This window comes from Candidatus Saccharimonadaceae bacterium ML1 (assembly GCA_030253535.1).
Taxonomy (GTDB): domain Bacteria; phylum Patescibacteriota; class Saccharimonadia; order Saccharimonadales; family Saccharimonadaceae; genus Saccharimonas; species Saccharimonas epibionticum.
In genome coordinates, this window is sequence record CP124550.1 from 213,785 (window position 1) to 231,893 (window position 18,109).

Genomic DNA, 18,109 nt, shown 5'->3' on the forward strand with positions numbered 1-18,109 from the left:
TATTAATTGTATAGTTGTAGTCCTCAATAGTACCTAGTTTTTCTGCGATACTGGCTCTTTCTGCGCGAGCTTCGGACGCAGCAGCACTGGCGGTGTCAGCGTCTTTGCTAGCAATAGCATGCTCAATAGCGGCTCTACCGACATTCCGTTTTTACTCGTCGGGTATTCCGGCGAGGATTTCACGAACTTCCCGGCGAGAAGCTCCTTGTTCTCGTAACTCATGCCGCAATGCCTTGCGTGCTTTAGCGTCGACTGCACGGTCTGCGAGCTCTTTGATGTTCTCGTTTCGTCGCTGCTCGGCATTTTCTCCGACAGTTCGTTCGCGGGCGAGCATAGTCTCTTCTTGTGTATCTCGATCTTTCGAGATACTCTCTTTGTGCTTTTTTGCCGCTTCGAGCTTACTCCTGCGGCGTTGTGCAAGACGGCTATCTTCGCCCGTTTTTTTGACGGCGTCCTCGTATCGTTTATTTTGGCGCGCAACGCGACCGTCAGCGAGCCAGTTACGAAAGTTAAGGCGAAGTAATTTTGGCGTTTCTTTTAAATTGGTCCAAGCCATCTTAGCGCCTTCAATTAGCTTCATGCGCTGATTATTTGCCTCTTTTACCATTTGGCGTACCGGGTAACTTCGGCCGAGGATTTCTTTATCAGTGAGTTGATCCGGAGTCATGGGCTCACTGTCAGCTTGCGCAGTTTCTTGCTCAGTGGTGTTAGTGTCTGTAGTTTCTTGCGAAGAAACGTCGGATGTTTCTCCTGAGATACTGCTTGATTTATCCTCTGCGGATGGTGTTTGCGCCCCTTGCTCTGCATATGCTTGGTATGCGGTATCGTCTTCTGCCGTCCAGCTACCCTCTTGGTCGTTTATCTCTTCTGCTCCTCTTGGAGCTGGTGCTATCATATTTGGTGATCGCATAGTTTTTCTTTCTATTTATTTGCTAACTTAGCGTCCGCTATATCATAAGTGCAATGAAAAAGCAATACCAGCCGCCCGTATGTACTATGGTAAAATAAAAGCATGTTAGATATTCGGTTCATTAGAGAGAATGCGGAGCGCGTACAGACGGCAGCGACGCAAAAGGGGTATCAAGTTTCAATTGCGCAATTGCTAGAGTTGGATGATTCGCGGCGAACGTTGCAGCGGCAAGTTGATGAGTTACGTCAGAAGCGGAATGAAATCGCTGCAAAAATGAAGAACGGGCAGCCAGAGAAAAAATTGATTGATCAGGGTAAACAGATAAAGACTGAACTTATTGAGCTTGAGGAGCACCTAAAAAAGGCTGACACTGAATGTATAGCACTGATCAAGGCTGTGCCGAACGTGACCGCTGATGACGTTCCGCTCGGCGGCGAAGCTGATAGCGTGGAAGTTAAGCGCTGGGGCGAGCAGCCGACGGGTGCGATTGACCACCTGGATTATGCGACGAAGCGCGGTTGGGTTGACTTTGAACGTGGCGCAAAGGTTGCCGGTGCGAAATTTTATTATCTAAAAGGTGATTTGGCGCTGCTTGAAAACGCGGTGACGCAATTTGCGCTTAACTTTCTGATCACAAAAGGTTTCACCTATATGACGGTGCCGCACATGGTAAATTCACGCACCGCTGAGGGTGCAGGGTTCGCGCCGAAAGGAAATGTGAGCGACGACCAATATTTTGTTGAGGGCGAAGATCTGACGCTGATTGGTACAGCGGAAATGCCGCTCACTGGATATCACGCTGATGATGTAATTGATGAGAAAAAAATGCCGCTTTATTACGTCGGCTATAGCCCGTGTTACCGCAAAGAAGCGGGTACGTACGGCAAGCATGCACGTGGATTGTTCCGCGTTCATCAGTTTAATAAGCTGGAGATGTATATCTTTTGCACGCCCGAGCAATCGCTTGATATGCACGAAAAGATTTTATCGCTTGAAGAAGAAATTTGGCAAGCTATCGGCATTCCATACCATGTGGTGAATATTGCAGCAGGAGACTTGGGCGCGCCGGCGTTCAAAAAATACGATATTGAATATTGGTCGCCGGTCGACGGTACGTACCGCGAATTAACGAGTTGCTCAAACTGTACGGATTTTCAGACGCATAGCCTGAATATTCGCGTGCGCCGCCCTGACGGTTCGCTTGATACGGCGCATTCGCTGAATGGTACGGCGGTGAGCTTGGCGCGGAGTTTGGTAGCAATTTTAGAGAACTGCCAAACAGCAGACGGCAAGCTGCGTGTTCCTGAAGTACTCCGACCATATATGGGTAACCGCGAGGAAATTTAGACAGTGAAGCGAGTAATTCGCAGACTGAGCCGGCAGGGCTATAAACATATCGCGAAGCCGTTATTATTCCGCGAGCACCCGGACAAAGCGCATGCGCATATGATTATAGCGGCGCGCGGATTGCAGAAAGTGCGGCTTACTGGTGTGCTGAATGTGTGGCGCTACCAAAGTCCGCGATTAGAGCAGGAGCTCCTCGGGATTCGCTTCAAAAATCCGATCGGTATGTCGGCAGGGCTCGATAAGAATTTTGATTTACCGCCAATTGCAAAACGAATCGGACTGGGGTTTGAGATTGGCGGTTCGACGACGGCTCATGTGTGCGCCGGTAATCCGCGCCCGTGGTTTAAGCGGTTGCCGAGCGAGAAATCAATCGTCGTTAACGTTGGGTTGGCAAACAATGGGATTGAGCGCAATATCGAGCGTATTCGTTCGTATCCTCGGAAATTATGGCGTGATTTTTCGCTGAGCGTGTCGGTTGCGAAAACAAATTCGCCGCAGACGGCGACGGATGATGAAGCGATTGAAGATTATTGTGCAAGTTTGCGGTTGCTTGAGTCGGCAAACGCCGTGCCGCTGTACGAGGTGAATGTTAGCTGCCCGAATACGTACGGCGGCGAGCCGTTTACAACGCCGGCACGGTTAGAAAAATTGCTTTCAGCAATTGACGAATTGCGCTTGACAAAACCAGTGTTTATCAAATTGCCGACCGATAAATCGTGGACGCAATTCAAAGCGTTGCTGCGCGTCGCAGACAAACACCGCGTCGCCGGCCTGACGATTGGAAATTTGGTGAAAAATCGAGCAAAATTAAAACATCCCGATGAACTTAGCAATGATGTAAAAGGCAACTTGAGCGGACTACCGGCGCAGAAAATTACGACGGAGCTGATTTATAAAACATACGAAGCGTATCGCGACCGGTTTGTAATTATCGGTGTTGGCGGCGTGTTTACGGCGGCTGATGCCTATGAAAAAATTCGCGCAGGCGCAAGCTTGGTTGCGATGGTAACGGCGCTTATGTTTGAGGGGCCGCAGGTTGTAGGCGAGATTAACGAAGGGCTTGTGAAGCTGCTTGACCGCGATGGTTTTGCGACAATTACCGAGGCGGTTGGGTCGGCGCATCGCTCGTAAACCTTTGCTGCGTATTCTCGCCGCAAAATCATGCTATACTAAAGGCATACTAACGGTTAAACGAAAGGATCTTAGAAATGATCGCAGATGTCGAAGTAGCCGGTATCGGGGGCTATACTCCTGATGAGCCAACCAAAAAATACATTCGCAAAAAAATCGGCGCCCTTGATAGGCTTGTTACGCGCCACGCTCGCAAAACAATCAGTGCCGTCGTGAAAATTGAGGAAGTTAATCGCGACCATGGCAATAAGTATGAGGTTGAGGCGGTTTTGACCGTGCCGGATAAAACGATAAAGGCAAAAGACTCGACGGTTAATGTGCTCGCTGCGACCGATATTGTTGAGCAAAAGTTAGCAGCGCAGTTGCGTAAATACAAAGAAGACCGCGTGCCGCACGTTGGGCGGCGCGGGCTTTTGGCGCGGTTTAAGCGTAGTTACGACCGCGAAGCGTAAGATTTTAATAGTGATAATCGTAAACAGCTCGCGTGCCGATCAGCACCTTGAGCTGTTTTTCTTTTGACAACCCTTTATTTATAATGCGCTCAATAGTATAATAAAGCGTAGATTTTCTGAACTAGCTAGCAAATGGAGAGGGTTTGAATGGTTACGAGAGACAAAGCGTTGACAAAAGTGTTCGGCGATCCGCAGAAGCGGATTTTGAAGCGTTTACAAAAAAAAGTTGACGAGATTAATAAGCTTGGTCCAAAGTATAAAAAAATGTCGACTGACGATCTGGCGGCGCAGACTAATGTGCTACGCAAAAAACTTAAGAAAAAAAACGTAACGCTTGATACGATTTTACCGGATGCGTTTGCGGTGGTACGCGAAATGGCTGACCGTGTGATCGGCGAACGGCATTACGATGTACAGTTGATCGGTAGCATGGTGCTGCACGAAGGTAATGTCGCCGAGCTAAAGACTGGCGAGGGAAAAACGCTCATGTCAACGCTGGCGGCATATTTGAATGCGCTTGAAGGTAAGGGCGTGCACATTGTGACGGTGAATGACTATCTGGCGCAGCGCGACGCCGGCTGGATGGGGCAGATTTATGACGCGCTTGGCATGACGACGGGTGTTATCATCAACGATGCGTCGTTTTTATATGACCGTGAATACGACAATGAGAACCACACCGACCCGCGCATGAAAAAGTTGCGCCCTTGCACGCGCAAAGAGGCTTACGAGGCGGATATTACATACGGGACGAATAATGAGTTCGGGTTTGATTATTTGCGCGACAACATGGTGAACGAAATCGGGCTGGTGCGCCAGCGCGAACTCAACTTTGCGATTGTTGACGAGGTCGACTCAATTCTAATCGACGAAGCGCGTACGCCGCTTATTATCAGCGCGCCGGCCGCTGAAAATCCGGATAGCTACTATCAGTTTGCGAAAATTGCGTCGCAGCTGACGCCTGACGACTACACGCTTGAGGAAAAGCATAAGCAGGTAGCGCTAAGTGATCAGGGTGTTGAGAAGGTCCAAAAGATGCTTGGTATAAAAAATTTGTACACACCGGAATATGTGCGCAGTGTGTATCATATGGATCAGGCCTTGCGCGCACAAACATTATTCCATCGCGACAAAGATTATGTAGTGACGAACGATGGCGAAGTGATCATCGTTGACGAGCATACTGGTCGTTTGAAGCAGGGTAACCGCTACAATGAAGGGCTGCATCAGGCGATTGAAGCGAAAGAGGGCGTACCGGTCCTGCAAGAAAGTATGACGCTTGCGACGATTTCATTCCAGAATTACTTTCGGTTGTATAAGAAATTAAGCGGCATGACGGGTACGGCTTTCACCGAAGCCGAAGAGTTTCAACAAATTTATTCACTTGATGTCGTGGTCGTGCCGCCGAACAAACCAATTACTCGCAAAGACCACGAAGATCTGATATACAAAACTGAAAAAGGCAAGTTGAAGGCAGTAGCGCAGGCGATTAAAGAATATCACGCTGAGGGGCGTCCCGTGCTTGTTGGTTCGGGCAGTATTGCTAAAAATGAGATGATTGCCGACTACCTGGATAAAGAAGGGATTAAGTATGAGATTCTCAATGCGAAAAATAATGAGCGCGAAGCAGAAATCATTGCGCGGGCAGGCGAAAAGGGTGCAATTACGCTTGCAACAAACATTGCTGGGCGCGGCACTGACATTAAGCTTGGCAAAGGCGTAAAAGAGCTTGGCGGGCTCGTGGTGATTGGCAGCGAGCGCCACGAATCGCGCCGTATTGATAATCAGCTGCGCGGACGCGGCGGCCGCCAGGGAGATCCGGGTGATACGCAGTTTTACGTATCGACCGAGGACGACTTGATGCGAATCTTCCAGGGAGAGCGTATCGCGGCGCTTATGGAACGTTTAGGGGTCGACGAGGAGACGGCGATTCAAAACAAAGCTGTGTCAAAGACGCTTGAGGCGGCGCAAAAGCGTGTTGAAGGTTATAACTTTGATACGCGTAAAAATGTTGTTCAATACGACAACGTGATCAATCGCCACCGCAAGGTTGTTTATACGATGCGACGCAAGATTCTTGAAGGCGATAATATCAAACCAGAAATCCAGCGGCTGCTTGGCGTTAAGGTAGCTGAATTAACAGATGTGCCCGCTAAGAACAACCCGAAGTTTGCCGAGGAATTTGAAGAGATTATTCCGCTTGATTCGGAAGAAATTAAGAAGATTGGTGCGATAAAAAAGGACCGCGTACGGCGTGAGACAGCGCTTGAGGCGGCGCAAAAACTGTATGCCGAGAAAGAGTCGGAAATGGGCGAAGATCTGATCCGCCGGATTGAGCGCGAAGTGTATCTTCAGGTGCTTGATACCTTGTGGATGCAGCACTTAGAGAACATGCAGCATTTGCGCGAGGGCATTCACTGGCGCAGTGTTGGGCAGCGCGACCCGCTGGTTGAGTACCGCAGCGAGTCGCAGAAGTTGTTTGACAGTTTGCAAGCGACGTTACGCGACGAAGTGCTGCGGGCGATTTATCATGTGCGCCCGACCGATGCAATCAGCCGCGAATCGGTTGATGATGACCACGAAACTGAACTGACTAAACTTGCGGAAACATCAGTTGAGCACGGCGTGAACGAAATTACCGGCGGCGAGGAGAATCGCGATCGTGATTTTACCAAAGTAAAAACGACCAAAACTAACGCCGACATCAACCATAAACGCAACGTTGCGCGCAAGAAGAAAAAGGCGCAGCGCCAAAACCGTAAGAAGAGGCGATAAGATGAAACATACGGTATCAGAGGTGCGCTTAGCAAATGGCGCGCGCGGATTGTTGATTGATGTGCCAGGCGCGACGGTGATGAGTTTCCGCTTTCATTTTCGTGCCGGCAACCGCTATGTCGGCGATAAAAATGTGTACGAAACAGCACACATCATGGAGCATATGGCGTTTGGCGCGAACGCGCAGTTTGCGAACGAACACGCCTACGAAGCAGAATTTACAAAGAATGGCGCTTACCATAATGCAATGACAAGCGATTTGTCGATGGTGTATGTGGCGGAATGCGCGGATTTTGAATGGGAGCGAATCCTGCGCTTGCAGCAAGTTGCGATTTGCCAGCCGCGGTTTAAGCAAGAGGAACTTGATGCCGAAAAAGGCAATGTGCGCAGCGAGCTTACGGGTTATTTGAACAATAATGGGTATGTATTATGGCCAAAAATTCAGCAGCTGATGGGCGAGGATGTTTATACGTTTCGGCAGCGCTTGCGGCTGATAGATAATGTGACACTTCAGCACATCCGTCATCATCATACGTTAACACACACGAGTGATAATATGCGCTTTGTTATTGCCGGAAACCTGCATGGGCGTAAGGCGCACATCCAGCGCATGCTTGAAGCGTGGGAACTTCCGCGGGGTAAACGTTTTGACGTGCCGCGTGATGAATTAAGGAAGGCTGGTCCGACCTTGATCCGCCGCAAAGAGGCGAGTAATTTGACTTTTGGTTGGAGTATGGCGTTGCCACGTGAGTTAGATGATGATGAAGATGAGGCGATGGCGTGTTTGAACCACATCTTAACCGGCACGATGCACTCGCGTATTTTTGGCGCCGCGCGCAAGAAGGGCTTAGCATACGGCATGTTTAGCGAAACATCGACAGGATTCTACGATAGCGGCTGGGATTTTGGCGGGCAGGTTAATTTAGAGACAGCCGATAAACTATTTGATATTATCGCGCGCGAAATCCGTGCGGTGCTGAATGGTGAAATTACCGAAGAGGAACTTGATGCCGCAAAATCATACGCGCTTGGGCGCTATCAGATGGGCGCGCAAACGGTTGCGCAGATTAGTAATTTTTACCGCGGGCGCTATTTCGGCGATGGCTTCGTAAAAGATTACGAGCACGTGCCAGATGAAATCCGTAACGTATCGCGCGAGCGTATGCTGCGTACGGCGCGCGAGTTTATTGATGCAAATACTTGGGTGTTCGCGGGCGTCAGTAGTGGCGCGAAGGACGACATTGTGCGAATTAACAATAAGCTTGAGACGTTGTTCAAGTGACATTATTAAAATTTGCTTTTTGTGTGATTCTATTGTATCCTAGAACCTAGACAATACACCAACAGGGGGTGTATTGTAGATCTTCTTGGGAGGGGTAATGAGCTTTACTGCATCCGGGGCTGGGCTGGCTTTTGCAGCTATAGGCATATTGGTAGGTTTCCTCGCTGTTGCGGGTTTAGCATATGAAAGCGGTGTAGATGATCATCCTGGGCGGATTATCATCAGAGATGTTTGCGCGCTATATGTGATAGCAAACGTTGTCGTATATAGTATGACGGCGCTGCCGCCGCGTTCGGAATCCGAGACACGTGCTGCGACGATCGCAGAGATCTCGTCTCATTTCGGCCTGGAATCGGGTAAAGAGTATCCACTCCAGCTGGGCGAACGTTTCGCTGGCACGTCTGGTGATATGCGTGTCGTTGGCGCGCTTTTCTACACTTACGGTTCAGGCTCATGGAATCCGGCGACGGGGCTTTCGATTGGGTTCTCTGCCGAGGATGGCAGATCCTATATCCTTGAGATTCCGACAGCGAAAGTGACATTTGTTCAATCTGAGACAGCTGAACCGAGCGTTAAGTTGGACATGGGTGGTGGTATCTGGTCTAACGAGCGTGATGCTCGTGTGCTCATTCATCGCGAGATGTCAAGCTGTTCGGTTGTTATCGATGCCGGATGGTGGACTTGTCATCGAGACACTCTGTCGGAGACGAAAAACTATGAGGTTTCCGACGATCTTGATCGGCAGGGGCTTGCTCCAGTCGTAGCAAGCGCTTTCGGACGTCACGGCAGCGATGCGTCTGCAATTGTTACGCTTTCACCACAGGCGTACAATGACCTGCCGAACAGCAGGTAAACGCTCAAGAGGGTTGTGTTCCCGCCAGAGTGTCAGAGTAAGCACTTTGCTCTGGCGGGGTGTTTACTTTTTTTGGTAAAATAGAAGCATGAAGATTGCGATTGCAGGATATGGCGTTGAAGGGCGGGCGAGTCTGAAGTATTTCCGGCGCAAGTATCCGCGCGCTGAGTTTCTGATTGTTGATCAAAATGATATAAAAAACCCGGCTGACGATATAATTGTTCACACTGGTACGAATGTCTTTTCGGAGCGGTTGAATGATGTTAATCTGGTGATTCGTACGCCAAGTATCGCGCCATATCATATTCACACACTGGGAAAAATTTGGTCGGCGACAAATGAGTTTTTCGCCGAGTGTCCGGCGCCGATTATTGGCGTGACGGGAACGAAAGGCAAGGGAACGGTATGCAGTATGATCGCGGCGATTTTGCGCCAGGCGGGCAAAACGGTGCATACGGTCGGCAATATCGGTACGCCAGGGCTTGACGTGCTGCCGCAGATTACACCGCGTGATGTGGTGATTTATGAGTTAAGCAGCTTTCAGCTGTGGGATTTGGAGCGATCGCCGCACATTGCGGTTGTGCTGATGATTGAACCGGATCATCTGGATGTTCATCGGACGTTTGATGAATATATTGATGCGAAATCAAATATTTGCCGGTATCAGCAGGCAAATGATATTACAATATATCACCCAACGAATATTTATTCGCAGCAAATTGCGCTCGCGTCGGGCGGCGAAGGGCAGGCGTACCGGTACGGTATTCCTGATGACTTCCAGGTGTATGTTGACGGCGTGTACTTCATGTCGCAGAATCGCCAAGTATGCCCAACCGATGCCGTGCAATTGCCGGGTGGCTATAATCTTGATAACGCGTGTGCGGCAATGAGTGCTGTTGCGATGACGTTTCCGGGCATTCCGCTAGAAATGTATTACCATGGACTACGCTCATTTACGGGCTTGCCGCACCGCCTGAAACGTGTCGCTGAAAAAAGCGGCGTGACGTATTATGACGATAGCATTGCGACGACGCCGGGAAGCGCTATCGCGGCGATTGGCGCATTTGCGCAGCCGAAAGTTTTGATTCTAGGCGGACACGACAAAGGCGGCGATTATACAGCGCTTGCTAAAGAAATCGCCCGCAGTAATATGCGCGCCGTGATATTAATGGGCTCGAATGCTGAGAAAATTGCTCAGACGATATATAGTGTTGCGCCACAGGCTAATCTGATTGTCAAAGGCAAAGTTCCAATGGCGGAAATCGTACGCACCGCAGCGACAACAGCGCAGGCTGGCGATGTAGTCATTTTATGCCCCGCAGCGGCAAGCTTTGACCAGTTTGCTTCGTATAATGATCGCGGCGATCAGTTTGTGGCGGCTGTACAGGCGTTGTAGCGAAGCGATGATTGGCTTGATTTGTATAAAACCCCTGCGGAATAAGGAGTGATATGCAGAACATCAGGCTTGCTGCTCGGCACGCGGGTAATTGTCATGAGCCGGCGATATTGTTATACTAGAGGAAGTAAGCGCGAGCTTTGGGGTTATCAACCATGATGTGCGGTACGTCCGCAGGTAGAGGAGTCATCAATCAATGCAGCAACAGCCATACCAATATACGAAAGGAAAAATTGCCGTGGAGCGCGCACGTATGTCAAGCGACAATGTCGTGCTAGGCGTAACGTTTGGCGTTTTCTTTTTGCTGACATTCGGGTACTTTATCTATAGCTATTTTGATGAAGTCGCTAAGCATCTGGGCGGCGTCACGTTTCTTGGTGGTGTTATCGGTCTCCTTATTGCGCTTGTGCTCGGCTGTGTATTTTTGGCGGTTTCGCTCGGTATTGGCATGTTTTTGACTCGTATGATGCGCCAGCAGATGCTTGGTAACTCGCTTGAAGTGCAGTATAGCGCGTACGCTTGGCTGCGCGATTGGTCGAATGAAGTTGCGGCGGACTTAGAAATGCCGCAAGTTGAGATTTTTATTACGCAGAATCCGGTGATTAATGCGTACGCATTTGGATTTGCGCGTCCATATGCGATTGTGTTGCATTCAGGTTCAATTCGCTATCTAACGGAAGACGAACTGAAAGTGATCGTTGTCCATGAGATGGCGCACATTAAATACAAGCATACCGACGCATCGGTGTATTTGATACCGTTTTTGATCATTCCGATCATCAATATGGCTGGCAACTGGATTGCAGGATTCTGGCGCCGCCGGACTGAATTTACCGCCGATCGTTTGGCATTGGCGTATATTGGCGACGCGGCACTCGTGAAGAATGCGCTCATTAAAGTGCACGTCGGTCCGGACACGGCGAAAGACATGAACGATGTTGCGCGCCAATGGCTGCAGTATAAGGCTGAACGCCCGATGAATCGTTTTGCACAGACGTTTAGTGATCATCCGTATTTGGTGCGGCGCTTAAGCCAAGTAGATTATTGGGATACAGCGTTTCACGCGGCGCAGGCGCAACCGGTTCAAACAGCATCCGCTACTCCTGTTCAATCCGCGCCAAATGGAGAAATGGCGGCGCAGTCGTCGGCAGCTTCAACTCAAACACCGAAACCGCCCGTGCCGCCGCGTAAACGTAAAAATTCGCAAGGATCGCCAAAAGGCGACAATGCGTCAGAAGCTTAATGCAACCGCTGAAAAAGCGCGCGAGCGATCTGTCGGAGCAGATCCGCAGCGCATACGAAACATTGCATATTGATGCGAAAGCAGAAGAGCTAGTTGCGATTGATCGCCAGCTTGCCGATAGCAATGTGTGGGCGAACGTTGAGCGCGCGCAGCAGTTGTCGCGCGAATCGGCGGCATTGCGTACTCAGATTGAGCCGTGGCAGGTATTGCGTTCACAAACAAACGATATTGTTGAGCTGATGGATTTGGGCGATGACTCAATGATAGCTGAGTTTGATGAGCAGATTAGCGCGCTTGAAACGGAGTATGCGAATCGCCGCCGCGATTTGTTATTCCAAGGCGAGTACGACGACTATGCGGCTATCGTGAAACTAAGCAGCGGTGCAGGTGGCACTGATGCGCAAGATTGGACGGAAATGCTTGAGCGTATGTATCTGCGCTGGGCGGAAAAACATGATATGCACGTTGAACTCGTAGAGCGTTCGGCGGGGGATGAAGCGGGGATTAAAAATGTAACGTACATTATGCGTGGAATATATACTTATGGCTGGTTGAAAAGCGAGCATGGCGTGCACCGTTTAGTGCGTCTTAGTCCGTTTAATGCTGATAATTTGCGGCAAACCAGTTTTGCGTTGGTTGAGATTATGCCGGAAATTGCCGCTCCAGACGAAGTACAGATTGCCGACAAAGATCTGCGTATTGACATCTACCGCAGCGGCGGTAATGGCGGACAGGGCGTGAATACGACTGATAGCGCTGTGCGCATTACGCATATTCCGACAGGAATCGTGGTTGCAATTCAGAATGAACGCAGCCAAATCCAGAATAAGGAAACAGCGCTTAAGATTCTGAAAAGCCGCTTAGCACAGATGCAGCTTGAGCAACACGCGGAGACGCTTGCTGATTTACGTGCGGGCGAATCAGCAAGTTGGGGTGCGCAAATCCGTAATTATATATTGCACCCATATACCCTTGTGAAAGATACACGCACGAAATACGAGGATCGCGACGCTGCAGGTGTGTTGGATGGCAAGATAGACGGGTTTATGAGTGCGTATTTGACGTGGGCAGTGGATTCGTAGCATAATTATGGGACGTGAACCAGTAAATCGTAACAACAATCCGTATTCAAATGAGCTATCTCTTGAAGAAGCGAGGCGGGCGGGCGATAAATTCCGGGAATTCTTTATTGATGTATGTGAGAACCCAGGGCTGCCGAAGAGGGGGAGAATGAGAAGGCGAGGCGGAAGCTCTGATTGGTTTCAGGCTAGTGCAAACTTACCTTCAGGAGAGCATGAAGGTGTGTCTATTGATTTTGTCGTTGAAGCTTCTGATCTAGACGGAGATTTTAATGCCCTTGTCATTTTTCGTGATAGTGAGGACAAGGGAGTTGTGTATTCGTTGGAGGGCAAGTATAAAAGTGGGTATAACGTCGTGTGTCGTGAGTTCCTTGAAGTTGAAATTGGGGAGGACGGTTGTAGAAAGATAGTCCAAGGCGAAGATGGGGTAATTGTTGGTATCGGTGAAGTTGACTGGCTAGTGAAATATACCCAGGATCGTTTAGAAGAGAAGTAGACGCTGTAACTTTGCGTGAAGGCGTTTGATGCAGTTTTTCTTTTTTGTGCGTAAACCTGCTATACTGGTTACGTATGATTCTGTTGGATAGGGTGACGAAGTCGTACGGCAAAAATGCGAAGCCGGCGTTGAATCGGGTGAGTTTGCATGTTGAGCCGAAGGAATTTGTAATTATCGTTGGGACGAGCGGTGCGGGTAAAAGCACGCTATTAAAGTTATTGACACGCGAAGAGAAACCAACGAGCGGCAAGATTGTCGTTGGCGGTATTGATTATGACACGCTGAAAGATAAGCATGTGCCGCTGCTGCGCCGCAAAATTGGCGTCGTATTTCAGGATTTCAAGCTGTTGCCGCAGCGGACAGTGTTTGAAAATGTGGCATTTGCGCTGGAGATTGCCGGCATGACGAACCGCGAGATCAGGAACACGGTGCCGAAGGTAATTGACCTTGTAGGATTGAAAGGTAAAGAAAAACAGTTTCCGCATCAGCTGTCGGGGGGCGAGCGCCAGCGGGTGGCGATCGCGCGGGCGGTAGTGCGCCAGCCGAAGATTTTGATCGCCGACGAGCCGACGGGGAATCTTGACCCGAGGCATAGCTGGGACATCGTTCGCTTGCTAGAAAAAATCAATCGCTATGGTACGACGGTGCTCTTAACGACACACAATGTTGAGATCGTAAACCGGTTGAAACGGCGCGTGATCACGATTGACCATGGCAAGATTACAAGCGATCAGGCGCAAGGGAGTTATAAACAGTAATGGCAAAGCCGGCAAAAAAGGTAAAGAAGAATACGCGCGCACTTGCACAGCAAAAACGCCACCGCCGGCAATGGTTGACGTTTGTACGCATGTGCCGTTATGGTATCAATAACTTTACGCGCAACGCTTGGCTGACAGTGGCGGCAACAGCAGTAATGACAATTACGTTGCTTATTATCTTTGCGACGGTAATTGCGAGTAATGTGCTCGCCGATTCGGTGGCGGAGTTAAGCAAAAAAGTTGATATGTCAATTTATCTTAGGACGGGTACAACCGAACAGCAGGCGAAGCCGGTAATACATGCGCTGAGGCAGCTATCAAACGTTGAAAATGTCACGTTTATCTCGTCGGAACAGGCGCGCGCGCAGAACGCGCAAAATAATAAAACCGATCAAGACGTGCTTGAAGCAATCAGTCAGGCGACAAACAAGCTGCCAGCGGTTATTCGTATCAATCTGAAAAATATTAACGATACGGCGCAGCTTGACGAATTTGTGAAGAAAAATAAAGAGCTGAAACCGATTGTCGATCTGAACCGTGCGCCATCGTTTGCCGGCTCGCGGCGCAACGCGATCGAAAACATTGGTCGGTGGGCGAATTTTGCACAGCGTGCAGGGTTAGCGGCAAGTATTCTGTTTGTTGTGATTTCATCGCTGATTGTGTTTAATACGATTCGTATGGCGATTTTTAACCGCAAGGATGAAATTGAAATGATGAAGCTGATCGGCGCCGAAAAAAGCTTCATTCGCGGACCGTTTCTGGTTGAGGCGGTAGTATACGGCTGTATTGCGGCGGTGCTGGCGACGATGATCGGCGTGTCGTTGTTTGTGGCGGCAAGTGAAAAACTGCAGTCATACGGAATCGCGACGGCGAATACTACGAATACGTTGACAATGTATTTAGGGGTGGTGCTGCTTGTGATGATTGGGTTTGGCGCGCTGATTGGTGTTATTTCATCGGCACTCGCAACGCGGCGATATTTGAAGATTTAGATAAAATATAAAAATAAAAAATGTACCGTTTCCGCGCTTGACATGGCGATTATGCTTTGATACATTAGAAGTAATGAAACAGCGGTCCACCACACCAGTTTCGTCAAAAGGCATCGTCACACGCTCGGCGCTTGTGGCAGCAGCCGTTTTGATGGGCGCAACAACTCCTTTAATGCTTGCGGGGCGAGCGTTTGCCGACCAATACGACGAGCAGATTAAGCAGTTACAGTCAGAGTCCGACAACTATAAGCAGCAGGCATCTGCTTTAGGCGTGCTGGCGGGCAACTTGCAAGCAGAACTTGACAAGTTAACGGCGCAAAAAACTGAATTGCAGCGGCAAATTTCGCAGAGCCAAGCTAAGCGCGATAAGCTTGACCAAGACATCGTGTCGACTAAGAAAAAGATTGCCGATACGAAAGATGCGCTCGGCGACATCGTTGCTGATATGTATGTGGACGATTCAATTTCGCCGCTTGAAATGCTTGCGAGCAGCAATAATATCGGCGATTATGTTGACAAGCAAGAATATCGTTCATCTATGCAAGAGAGCTTGAGCAATACGATTAAACAGATTAACAAACTCAAAACGCAGCTCGAAAAGCAGAAAAAAGACGTCGAAAACGTCATTAAAGACCAAGAGGCGCAAAAGCAATCGCTTGCTGCAAAAGAGGCGGAGCAGGCGAAGCTTGTCGAGGAGACGAAAGGGCAGGAGTCTGCGTATCAGGCACTTGTGAGCCAGCGTTCAGGCGAAATTGAGAGCCTGCGCGCGCAGCAGGCGGCAGCGATGGCAGCGGCGGCGCGGCGCTATAATATTAACATTGGTTCGGGCTCGGCGAGCGGCGGCGGCTATCCGTCGGTTTGGGCGAATGCAGAACAAGACACGATTGTCGATAGCTGGGGTCTGTATAACCGCGAATGTGTGAGTTATGCAGCGTGGAAGGTCGCAAGCACGGGGCGCTTCGTGCCTCACTTTGGCGGCGCAGGCAACGCGAACCAATGGCCGTCAACGACAGCGCGCTACGGTATTGCGAATGGTTCAACGCCAAAAGCCGGCTCGGTTGCGATTCAATATGTCGGCGTGTATGGGCACGCGATGTATGTTGAGGCGGTGAACGGCGACGGTACGATTACGGTCAGCGACTACAACAATAACTCTGACGGGCTTGGCTGGGGCCGGTATCACCACTATTCGCGCTCGGCGGCTGGTTTGACATATATCTACTTTTAGGCTTATGAGGTCCGTTTGGAATGTATAGCGCACGCGTCAGGAGTGCGCTATAATAGTGCTTATGACTTCAGAGGGGAATGAGCGGACAAGCTCAAAAAAGAATGTGCGGCGTGGCGTACCGCAGTCGGTATTCGTAGCGTCGCTGACGCTTGCGGTGATTGTCGCATTTGTAGCGGGAACACGAAGCGATGAACTGTATCGGATCGTTGCGCCAGTGTTTGGCGTGAAAGTTGCTCAGCGCGATCTTGACGTGTCGATACTTAAAGAAACGTATCGCGAATTGGTGAGTAATTACGATGGTGAGCTTGATGCGTCGAAGCTATCCGATGGTGCAGCGCGTGGCATGGTTGAAGCAGCCGGCGACAAACATACGGTGTTTATGGATGGAAAGGAAGCGGCGGAGTTTCAGGAAAGTCTGAACGGCGATTTAACAGGGATTGGCGCAGAGATTGGCGTGCAGAATAATCAGCCAACGGTTTTGCGTGTTATCAACGACTCTCCGGCGGCAAAAGCGGGGTTGCAAAAAGGCGATGTGTTCGTATCTGTGAATGGCGAGTCGATGAACGGCAAAACGGCGGCAGATGTTGCCGGTAAAGTTCGCGGCGATGCCGGTACGACAGTGAAACTCGCAATGCGGCGCGGCGAGACGAAGCAAGAATACGCTATCACGCGCGCGCAGGTAAATGATCCGAGCGTGCGTTGGGATGTTGTTAATAGCGTTGGTGTGATGACGATTTCTCGGTTTGACGAGCAGACGGGTATGTTGGCACGGCGTGCGGCGCAGGAATTTATTGATAAGCAAGTCAAGGGTGTCGTTCTTGATTTGCGTGATAATGGCGGCGGGTATTTAACAGCGGCGCAGGCACTTGCCAGCGTGTGGCTGAATGATCAAGTTGTCGTGACAGAGAAGACTGGTGGTAAAGTGGTTGATACGGTGAAAACAGAGCGGCATGCGTTGCTTGGCGATATGAAAACAGTTGTTTTAACGAATGGCAACACGGCTAGTGCAAGTGAAATCGTTGCGGGCGCGCTGCAGGAGTATGGGAAGGCGACGTTGATTGGTGAAAAGACATACGGCAAAGGTACGGTGCAGAAAATCGTTAATCTGTCGGACGGGCGTATCCTCAAAGTAACGACGGCGCGCTGGTATACGCCAAAAGGTAAAAATATCACGAAAGAAGGTATCACACCGGATACAACGATTCATATTACGAAGGACGACGCAAATGCTGGAAAAGATACGCAAATGGAGGCAGCTCAGTCGGTATTGGCGTCATAGCACTTGTGCTTATACTGAACCTGGTATATTATAAAAGCAAGTATGGAAGCAGCGAAGAAAAAGATTTTGTTGGTTGAAGATGATGCGTCGCTCGCTGCGGTGTATCGCGCCCGGCTTGAACTTGAGGGATTTGATATTAAAGAAGTGCATAATGGCGAGGATGCACTGTCGGCGGCAGTATCGTACCGCCCTGATCTGATATTGCTTGATGTGATGATGCCGAAGATCAGCGGGTTTGACGTGCTTGATATCCTTCGCAACACGCCAGATACAACGAATGTCCGCGTTATTATGCTAACGGCGCTCAGCCAGCCAAAAGATAAGGAACGGGCAGAGAAGCTTGGCGCAGACGATTACCTCGTAAAATCGCAAGTTGTGATTAGCGATGTCGTTGAGCGAGTGCGCCACCACTTGGGTATAATGAACGATTAGGGTTAGTCGCGTTCTTGCGTTCCAGTACCGGTAGTATCGTAATAGCATCACGCTCTCTTGTGCTATCAGTCATAAAATAAAGCCCTTACGTCTTGAAGAGGGCTTTATTCTGGTCTATGTCGGTAATTTATTATTGAACTACTACTTGCGTACGTGGATGTGTTCGTCCAGTGAACGATCGTTTCCTAACTTTGACAAAACTGACGAAGCCGTCTTTGGCGGCATGAATAGTGAAGTTGCGGCTCATATACGTGCCTTTGCCGGCGATTTTTGTCGCGCCGGTCTGGCGAACGAGTACTGCACCTGCATGGACTCTCTGCCCGCCGAATCGCTTGACGCCTAGGCGTGCGCCCGCATTGTTGTGGTTATTCTTGCTTGAGCCTCCCGCTTTAACGTGTGACATACGACTCCTTTACGTACTAATAAAATATAAAAAACAATCTGCTCTATTGTACA

The 18,109-nt window shown here is 49.7% G+C and carries 18 protein-coding genes; 15 read left to right on the forward strand and 3 right to left on the reverse strand.

Annotation, left to right across the window (positions count from 1 at the left end):
- Nucleotides 1–33 precede the first annotated feature (33 nt).
- Both SEML1_RS01125 and SEML1_RS01130 read right to left on the reverse strand, forming a co-directional pair.
- The gene (locus SEML1_RS01125; protein WP_376754222.1) at nucleotides 34–183 is read right to left on the reverse strand and encodes a hypothetical protein; all 150 of its coding nucleotides are present in this window, start codon (nucleotides 181–183) and stop codon (nucleotides 34–36) included.
- On the reverse strand, nucleotides 152–895 hold the full coding sequence (locus tag SEML1_RS01130; RefSeq protein WP_376754223.1) for a hypothetical protein: 744 nt from the start codon (nucleotides 893–895) through the stop codon (nucleotides 152–154). Before SEML1_RS01130 ends, SEML1_RS01125 begins: the two co-directional genes overlap by 32 nt.
- Nucleotides 896–1,012: 117 nt before the next feature.
- On the opposite strand from SEML1_RS01130, the gene serS reads away from it, so the two are divergent.
- From serS to SEML1_RS01205, 15 genes are all read left to right on the forward strand, one after another.
- Complete coding sequence (gene serS / locus SEML1_RS01135) at nucleotides 1,013–2,257, forward strand: serine--tRNA ligase (protein ID WP_376754224.1); 1,245 nt, start codon at nucleotides 1,013–1,015, stop codon at nucleotides 2,255–2,257.
- A gap of 3 nt (nucleotides 2,258–2,260) precedes the next feature.
- The gene (locus SEML1_RS01140; protein WP_376754225.1) at nucleotides 2,261–3,388 is read left to right on the forward strand and encodes a quinone-dependent dihydroorotate dehydrogenase; all 1,128 of its coding nucleotides are present in this window, start codon (nucleotides 2,261–2,263) and stop codon (nucleotides 3,386–3,388) included.
- Between the two features lie 77 nt (nucleotides 3,389–3,465).
- A complete protein-coding gene (gene hpf, locus SEML1_RS01145) occupies nucleotides 3,466–3,840 on the forward strand; it encodes a ribosome hibernation-promoting factor, HPF/YfiA family (RefSeq protein ID WP_376754226.1) in 375 nt (124 codons plus the stop codon).
- 147 nt (nucleotides 3,841–3,987) lie between these two features.
- Nucleotides 3,988–6,615, forward strand: a complete 2,628-nt coding sequence (gene secA / locus SEML1_RS01150) for a preprotein translocase subunit SecA (protein ID WP_376754227.1) — start codon at nucleotides 3,988–3,990, stop codon at nucleotides 6,613–6,615.
- A 1-nt stretch (nucleotide 6,616) separates the two neighbouring features.
- Complete coding sequence (locus SEML1_RS01155; RefSeq protein WP_376754228.1) at nucleotides 6,617–7,897, forward strand: M16 family metallopeptidase; 1,281 nt, start codon at nucleotides 6,617–6,619, stop codon at nucleotides 7,895–7,897.
- 244 nt (nucleotides 7,898–8,141) lie between these two features.
- Nucleotides 8,142–8,750, forward strand: a complete 609-nt coding sequence (locus SEML1_RS01160; protein WP_376754229.1) for a hypothetical protein — start codon at nucleotides 8,142–8,144, stop codon at nucleotides 8,748–8,750.
- Between the two features lie 88 nt (nucleotides 8,751–8,838).
- A complete protein-coding gene (gene murD / locus SEML1_RS01165; protein WP_376754230.1) occupies nucleotides 8,839–10,146 on the forward strand; it encodes a UDP-N-acetylmuramoyl-L-alanine--D-glutamate ligase in 1,308 nt (435 codons plus the stop codon).
- Nucleotides 10,147–10,342: 196 nt separating this feature from the next.
- A complete protein-coding gene (locus SEML1_RS01170) occupies nucleotides 10,343–11,389 on the forward strand; it encodes a M48 family metallopeptidase (RefSeq protein ID WP_376754231.1) in 1,047 nt (348 codons plus the stop codon).
- On the forward strand, nucleotides 11,389–12,471 hold the full coding sequence (gene prfB, locus SEML1_RS01175) for a peptide chain release factor 2 (protein ID WP_376754232.1): 1,083 nt from the start codon (nucleotides 11,389–11,391) through the stop codon (nucleotides 12,469–12,471). Before SEML1_RS01170 ends, prfB begins: the two co-directional genes overlap by 1 nt.
- Nucleotides 12,472–12,478: 7 nt before the next feature.
- On the forward strand, nucleotides 12,479–12,964 hold the full coding sequence (locus tag SEML1_RS01180; RefSeq protein ID WP_376754233.1) for a hypothetical protein: 486 nt from the start codon (nucleotides 12,479–12,481) through the stop codon (nucleotides 12,962–12,964).
- A gap of 74 nt (nucleotides 12,965–13,038) precedes the next feature.
- Nucleotides 13,039–13,722, forward strand: coding sequence for a cell division ATP-binding protein FtsE (gene ftsE / locus SEML1_RS01185; RefSeq protein ID WP_376754234.1), 684 nt, complete (start codon nucleotides 13,039–13,041; stop codon nucleotides 13,720–13,722).
- Nucleotides 13,722–14,714, forward strand: a complete 993-nt coding sequence (locus tag SEML1_RS01190) for a cell division protein FtsX (protein WP_376754235.1) — start codon at nucleotides 13,722–13,724, stop codon at nucleotides 14,712–14,714. The genes ftsE and SEML1_RS01190 overlap by 1 nt, the downstream gene beginning before the upstream one ends.
- 73 nt (nucleotides 14,715–14,787) lie before the next feature.
- Nucleotides 14,788–15,942 (forward strand): CHAP domain-containing protein, encoded by a 1,155-nt coding sequence (locus tag SEML1_RS01195; RefSeq protein WP_376754236.1) that lies wholly within the window; start codon nucleotides 14,788–14,790, stop codon nucleotides 15,940–15,942.
- A 61-nt stretch (nucleotides 15,943–16,003) separates the two neighbouring features.
- Nucleotides 16,004–17,221: a S41 family peptidase gene (locus SEML1_RS01200; RefSeq protein WP_376754237.1), complete on the forward strand. Its 1,218-nt coding sequence runs from the start codon at nucleotides 16,004–16,006 to the stop codon at nucleotides 17,219–17,221.
- A 42-nt stretch (nucleotides 17,222–17,263) separates the two neighbouring features.
- Nucleotides 17,264–17,653, forward strand: coding sequence for a response regulator transcription factor (locus SEML1_RS01205; RefSeq protein WP_376754238.1), 390 nt, complete (start codon nucleotides 17,264–17,266; stop codon nucleotides 17,651–17,653).
- A 130-nt stretch (nucleotides 17,654–17,783) separates the two neighbouring features.
- Here the strand turns inward: SEML1_RS01205 and SEML1_RS01210 are convergent, their stop codons facing one another.
- On the reverse strand, nucleotides 17,784–18,056 hold the full coding sequence (locus SEML1_RS01210) for a 50S ribosomal protein L27 (RefSeq protein ID WP_376754239.1): 273 nt from the start codon (nucleotides 18,054–18,056) through the stop codon (nucleotides 17,784–17,786).
- Between the last annotated feature and the right edge of the window lie 53 nt (nucleotides 18,057–18,109).